This window comes from Nocardiopsis sp. LOL_012, from assembly GCF_048060475.1.
Lineage (GTDB): Bacteria > Actinomycetota > Actinomycetes > Streptosporangiales > Streptosporangiaceae > Nocardiopsis.
This window is the reverse complement of sequence record NZ_JBHMIV010000065.1, coordinates 1-6,591: the sequence shown is the minus strand read 5'-3', so window position 1 is coordinate 6,591 and position 6,591 is coordinate 1. Positions and strand designations below refer to the sequence as shown.

The 6,591-nt window shown below is 75.9% G+C and carries 2 protein-coding genes; both read right to left on the bottom strand.

Annotated elements, in window-relative coordinates; all coding sequences use genetic code 11:
- On the bottom strand, positions 1-4,383 hold a 4,383-nt coding region (locus ACFHWE_RS23250; protein ID WP_416604006.1), incomplete at its 3' end, for a beta-ketoacyl synthase N-terminal-like domain-containing protein.
- 31 nt (positions 4,384-4,414) lie between these two features.
- Positions 4,415-6,591, bottom strand: a 2,177-nt coding sequence (locus ACFHWE_RS23245; RefSeq protein ID WP_416604004.1) for an SDR family NAD(P)-dependent oxidoreductase, incomplete at its 5' end; no start/stop codon positions are given.

Here is a 6,591-nt window from a genome sequence, read left to right as displayed (position 1 = left end):
CGCCTCCAGCATCGTCACCGTCCCCGCGTCCACCCCCGCGTCCCGCAGCGCCGCCGACACCACCTCGCGCTGGCCGCGGGGACTGGGGGCGGAGTAGCGGGTGGTGCGGCCGCCGTGGTTGACGGCACTGCCGCGGATGACGGCGTGCACCCGGTCACCGTCGGCCGCGGCCTCGTCGAGTCTGCGCAGGACGACCGCCAGCACCCCTTCGCCGGGCACCATGCCGTCCGCGCCGGTGTCGAAGGCCCGGCACAGGCCGGTCGGGGACAGCGCGCCCAGGTCCCCCATCGATCGGAAGTACTCAGGGCTGAGGCCGGCGTGCACCCCGGCCACCACGGCGGTGTCGATCTCCCCCGAGCGCAGGTGGCCCACCGCCTGGTGCAGCGCCACCAGCGACGACGAGCACAGGGTGTTGACCAGGACACTGGGCCCCGTCCAGTCCATCAGGTGGGACAGGCGGTTGGGGATCATCGCCTCCAGCCCCAGGCCCCTGCCTTCGGGGGCGCCGGCGCGCTGGCGCTCCTCGTGGTAGTGGTCGTGGCTGTAGGCCACCCACAGCCCGGTGCGGTCCCCCCGGGCCCGGTCGCCCATGCGCCCGGCCTGCTCCAGGGACCGCCACACCGTCTCGTACAGCAGCCGCGCCTGGGGGTCCAGGTGCGGGGCCTCGCGGGGGGACAGGCGAAAGGGCGCCGGGTCGAACAGGTCAACCCGTTCCAGGTAGGAGGCGTGCGGGCGGTCCGTTCCGAAGGCGGGGCGGCGTCGCGTCTCGGGTAGCGGACCGACGCTGCACCGCCCCTCGCGCAGCAGGTCCCAGAACTCCTCCTCGGTCTCCCCGCACGGCAGCATCAGCGCGGTACCGATGACCGCCACCGGGCTGCCGCCCCCGGACGGGCCGCCGGAGGGGGCGGACGGCACGGGGCGTTCGGCGGACGGCACGGTCTCCGCCGAGGTGTCCGGGGCGGACGGCGGCGGTTCCGGACGCGACGGTTCGGGGTCCTCCTCCACCGTCCGCGCCCGCGCCGCGGTGCCGGGGGCGTCCTCGCCCGCAGGCGGCCCGAAGGCGTGGGCGGGGTCGAGCGCGGCAACGGCCTCGGGGGCGTTCTCGGCCAGGTTCCGCGCGAACGCCCGGGGGGTGGGGAACTCGAAGAACTCGGTGGGGTACAGGTTCAGGCCGTACTCGCGTGAGAGCCGGTCGCTGAGTTCGACCAGCCCCGCCGAGTCGTATCCAGACGACAGCAGTTCGGTGTCGGCCTCCTCTTCGGGGATGGCCGCCACGGCCAGGAACCAGGCCAGGGCCCGGGAGACGGGGTCGAGGGGGCCCGCCGCCCCCGCGGTCGGCGCGGTCCGCGGAGGCGGCGGGGTCTGGGGGGCCGGGGCGGCGGGGAGCGGTCTCCGCGAGGCGGCCTCCGGCCCGTCGGGCGCCGCCGGTGCGGGCTCCGGCCCGGTCCTGGTGTCGGAGAAGGCGCTGGGGGCGACCCTTTTGGCGGTGATGTCCTCCAGGACCAGGAGCACCCGGCCGCCGGTGTCGGTGACCACCTGTGTGCACCGGCACGCCTCGTCGTTCCAGAAGGCGATGTCGGTGCGGACGAAGGCGGCGCCGTCCAGGGGGCCGAGGACCTCGACGCGCCCGATGGACAGGGGGATGAACGCGGGGGCGTCCTCCCGGCCGAAGACCGGGTTCTCGGGGGAGATCGCCGCGATGGTCACGCTGTCGAGCAGACCGGGGAACAGGCGCGTCTGCCCGGGGTTGAGGGCGCGCTGGCGCCCGCCCTCGATCCGCGCCAGGGTGCCGCCGGGGCGGGCGGCCACCCAGGAGATGTTGCGGTAGTAGCGGCCGTGCCGGTAGCCGATCCTGCGCAGCCACCGGTACACGCCCGACCCCGAACGCGGTTCGGAGCACTCCCCGAGCAGGTCCGCGAGCGGTTCGGTGCGCTCCCCACCGCCTGCGGCACCGGCTTCGCTCACGCGGCCCGCAGTGAAGAGGGTGCCGTCGTCGCCGACGACCTCGAAGCGGCCGTCGGCCTCCACCGAGGCGAGCACCCGGTGGGCACGGGAGGGGACGAGAGGGCGGTGGAAGACGACCTCCTCCAGGCCGACGAACGTCCTCCCGCACGTCCTTAGGCCCTGTTCCAGGAAGTCGAGCCACCCGACCCCCGGCAGCATGGTGTCGCCGTGGACGCTGTGCTGGGCGATCGGGTCCGCTCCAGGGCTGAAGAGGCACGAGAAGGAGTACCGCGGCCCGGTGCTCTCCTCGGCACGCACCGGCTCACCGGGGCGCGCGGACCGGTGCGGTTCGGCCAGGTCCAGGGTGGGCCCGTTCGGCTGTTCCCTGGGCAGGGGTACGGGGGCGCGGAGGCGGCCCCGCTCACGGCGGCGCCAGTCGATCCGGTGCCCGCGCTCGTACAGGTCGGCGACCACCGCGTCGAGGACGCCGGCCGGGTCGGCCCCCGGGTCGGCGAGGTTCGCGAGGGGGCCGGACGCGGGTCGGGCCGGGTCGTCGCCGACGTGTTCCAGCAGCCGCGCCACCGCCTCCTCCAGTGAGGCACGCCCCCACACGTGGTCGCCGACCGGGCGCCATGCCTCGGGCAGTTCCACCGAGTCGGCAGCCACCCCGGACTCCCGGAGCGCGGTCGCCACGGTGAGTCCGAGGCACAGTTCCAGCAGGCGTTCGGTGAACGCGGCCCGGCCCAGCCCCGTCGCCTCCTCGAAGCGGGACACGACCTCCTCCACGGGGGCGTGGTCCGCGCACAGGCGTGTCAGCCAGTCGGGCGGGCCGCTCGGGCGCGGCACCCAGAAGTCCACGCCGCCTCCGGCGGGCTCCGGAGCCTCGGGGAAGGAGGGGGAGAGCAGCCGGGAGCGCAGGGCTTCGGCGAGCTCCCGGGCGTCCACGCCGCGGACGGCGGCCCGAAAGCGCCGGTGCGACCGGTGGGTGCGCGCGGTCGCGCACAGGTCCGCGGCGGCACCCTCACGGTCCGGGTGCTCCAGGATCTCCAGCCACTGCGCCGCCAGTTCGCGCAGCCCTTCGGGGGTGTGCGCTGACAGCGGCAGCAGGAGCGGCCCACCGGGTTCGGCGGGCGGCGGAGGGCTGGGCGGCTCCTCCACGACCACGTGGGCGTTGGTGCCGCCGAAGCCGAACGCGCTCACCGCGGCGCGACGCGGGCCCTCGGTACCCCACGGGGCCTCCCGCTCGGGCAGGTGGAAGGGGCTTCCCTCCAAGCGCAGGCGCGGGTTGGGCCGTTCCACCGCGGTGGGCGGAACGGTGGGTGAGCGGACGAGGTGGACGGCCTTGGCCACGCCCGCCAGCCCGGCGGCCGAGTGCAGGTGGCCGATACGGCGCTTGAGGGAGCCGAGCGCCACCGAACCGGGGCGGGAGCCCGCGCGGGTGAAGACCTCGGCCAGGGCCTTGGCTTCGATGGGGTCGCCGATCGCGGTGCCGGTACCGTGGGCCTCCACATAGCCCACGCTCGCCGCGTCCACCCGTGTGTAGGCCTCGGTCAGCAGGTCGACCTGTGCGTCCAGGCTCGGAGTGGTGACGCCCATGGTGGAGCCGTCGTTGTTGACCTGCGCGGCGATGATCGAGGCCAGGACGGCGTCACCGTCGTCGAGAGCGTCCCGCATCGGTTTGAGGACCAGGGCCACGGCGCCCTCGCCGGGCACGTATCCGTCCGCGCGCTCGTCGAAGGTGCGGCAGCGCCCTTGGGGCGAGAGCGCCTCGGCGCCCGCGAGCATGGTCAGGGTCAGCGGGTCGACCAGCAGGTCCACCCCGCCCACCAGGGCGGTGCGGCAGCCGCCCGAGGCCAGGCTCTGGCAGGCGAGCCACAGTGCTGTGAGTGAGGAGGAGCAGGCGGTGTCGACCACCATGCTGGGGCCGCGCAGGTCGAAGCGGTCCGACAGCCAGGAGGCGGCGAAGTTCTGGGAGCGCCCCCACAGTGCGGCCGCGCGCTCCGCTCCGCTGGCCGGGATCTGCGCGGTGCCGTACTCGAACCCGTAGGAGTTCATACGCGACCCCACGAACACGCCGGTGCGCCGCACCCGGTCCACCGCCAGCAGTCCGGACTCCTCCAGGGCGAGGGCCCCGACCTCCAGCATCAGCCGGTGCTGGGGGTCGAGCCGTACCGCCTGTTCGGCGGGGAGGCCGAAGCGGTCGTGGTCGAAGCAATAGGCGCCCTGGAGGAAGGCGCCCTGGCCGGGGGTGTCGGGGTACAGGTCCCGGTCCCACCGTCCGGGGGGTACGGGACCCACCTCGTGGCGGTCCCCGGACAGCAGCCAGTCCAGGTCGTCGGTGTCCTCGGCTCCCGGCAACCGGACCGCCATGCCGATGACCGCGATCGTCTCGTCGTCGTGCCCGGCCGTTGCGGCGCGCACCGTTCCTCGCACTGTCATGCTCCCTTTCCTGTGGTGGCGGATGTGCGCGTCACTGCCCGGCGAGGGGCCTCAGCAGGTCGCTCAAGCCGACGGCCGGGGCCCGGCCGCGTTCGGCGGACCGCTCGTGCCCGGCATCCGGCTCCGTGCCCGGTGCGGTGCCCCCCTCCAGGAGGCGGGCGATGTCCTCCTGGCTCCGTGCCCGCATGACGGCCGAGGGGTCGACCGTGTGCCCGTGCCTCCGTTCCAGCAGGGCGACCAGGTCGGCGATGGCCAGCGAGTCCAGTCCCAGGTCGGGCACCGCGCGGGTGCCCGGGTCCTCCCCCAGCAGTTCGGTGAGGCAGGAGCGGACCAGGGAGACCGTTTCGGCGGACGCCTCGTTCCCGGCCGACGGCTCGGCGCCGCCTGACGGCTCGGCACCGTCCGGCGCGTCGGGGGCGGCGGGAGGTTCGGTCACACCGCCGGGGAAGCCCACACGGCCCCCGGAGAGCAGGTGGGCGGCGAACCCGGCGAGCGCCTCCTCCGTACTCAGGGAGGCCGTGGCGGAGAAGGAGGCGTCGGCCTCCAGGCCGACGCCGGACCAGTCGGGCCAGGCGTGGGCGGTCACCACGGGGGGCGTGCCGTCCGCGGCGGCCCGCTCGGCCAGGGCCAGTTGGTAGGCGTTGGCCATGGCGTAGTCGACCAGGCCCCTCCCGGCCGCCGGGTCCTCGCCGGCGACGGAGGACACCAGCACGACGAACCGCGCCCCGTGTTCGACCGCTGCGGCCAGGACGTGCTCCGAACCGGTGGTCTTGGGGCCCAGGACGCGGGCGGCGTCCTGCTCCGAGCGGGCCCGGTGCGAGCCGAAGGGCAGGGCGCGGCCGGAGGCGTGCACCACGCCGTCCAGGCGGCCCCAGCGGCCGGACAGGTCCCGGACCGCCGTGCGGACGGCGGCCCCGTCGGTCACGTCGCAGGACAGGTACCGGACCTCGGCGGCTGGAGCGAGTGCGGCCAGCGCGGACACGTTGGCCGTCTCCGGGCCGCTGCGGCCCACGACGCCGATCCGCGCCGCCCCCAGTTCGGCCAGCCGGCCGAGTAGGAGACGGCCCACCGCCCCGGCGCCGCCGGTGACCAGGACGAAGCCGTCCCCGGACAGGTCCGGTGCTTCGTCGGGGGCGGCGGTGTCCTCCCAGTGGCGGACATAGCACAGACCGTCGCGTAGAGCGATCGTCTCGGGACGGCCGGCAGGGGCGGCGGCCTCCGCCGCGGCCGCACGGGCCCGGGCCGCCGCGTCCGTTCCCGGCGCCAGGTCGAGAGCGGTCGCGGAGAGCCGGTACTCGGCGGCCGCGGCCAGGACCGCGGCGGCACGCGCGGCGGCACCGGGGTCCAGGTGCGGTGCCTCGTCCCCGGTGACGGCGGCCGAGCGGGAACCGACCCAGACCAGGCGGCCGCCACGGGGCAGGGCCGAGGTCCACGCGCGCAACCGGTCCCAGAAGCCCTCGGGGCCGGGGTCGGCCACGACCAGGGCGTCCAGGTCCTGCTGCGGGGGGAAGGGGACGACGGTGAACCCGGCGGCGGAGAGTCCGGCCTCCAGCGCCCGGGCGGAGTGGGTGTCCGCGCAGGCGACGGCCGCCGTGCCGACGGCGGACGCGGGCGCGGGAGGGGAGCTGGGGCGCCACCGGGGCCGCGTGGCCCTGGGCGGGGCCGGGACCGAGGCGCGCTTGCGCTCCGGCGGGTCCGCCGCGCCGGTGCCCCGGGTGGACCAGAAGCTCCGTTCGGCGAAGGGGTAGGGGGGCAGACCGTCCGCGACGCGGGCCTCCGGGGCGGACAGGTCCGTCCAGGGCAGGGCGGTGTGTCCGCTCCGGACGAGGTCGACGGCGTCGGCCGGGCTCGCGGGTGCGTGTTCGGACGGGTCGACGGCCTCGGTGACCGGGACCCGCCCCCGCGCCACCTCGCGCAGGGCCCGGGCCAGGGAGGCGGCGTCCCTCCCCAGGACCGCCGTCTGGAAGCCCAGTTCGGCCCGCCCGGTGTTGACGGTGTGGCACACGTCGGCCAGCTCCCGCTCGTCCCGGCATGCCTCGATCCGGTCGGCGTAGCCGGCGGCGAGCGTGCGCACGGCCTCCTCGGTGGCTCCGCTGACACGGACCGGGTACTGCTGGGGCAGGGCGGAGGTGCGCAGCGGTAGGGCGGGGGGTTCCTCCAGTACCACGTGGGCGTTGACCCCGCCCATCCCGAACGCGCTCACCCCCG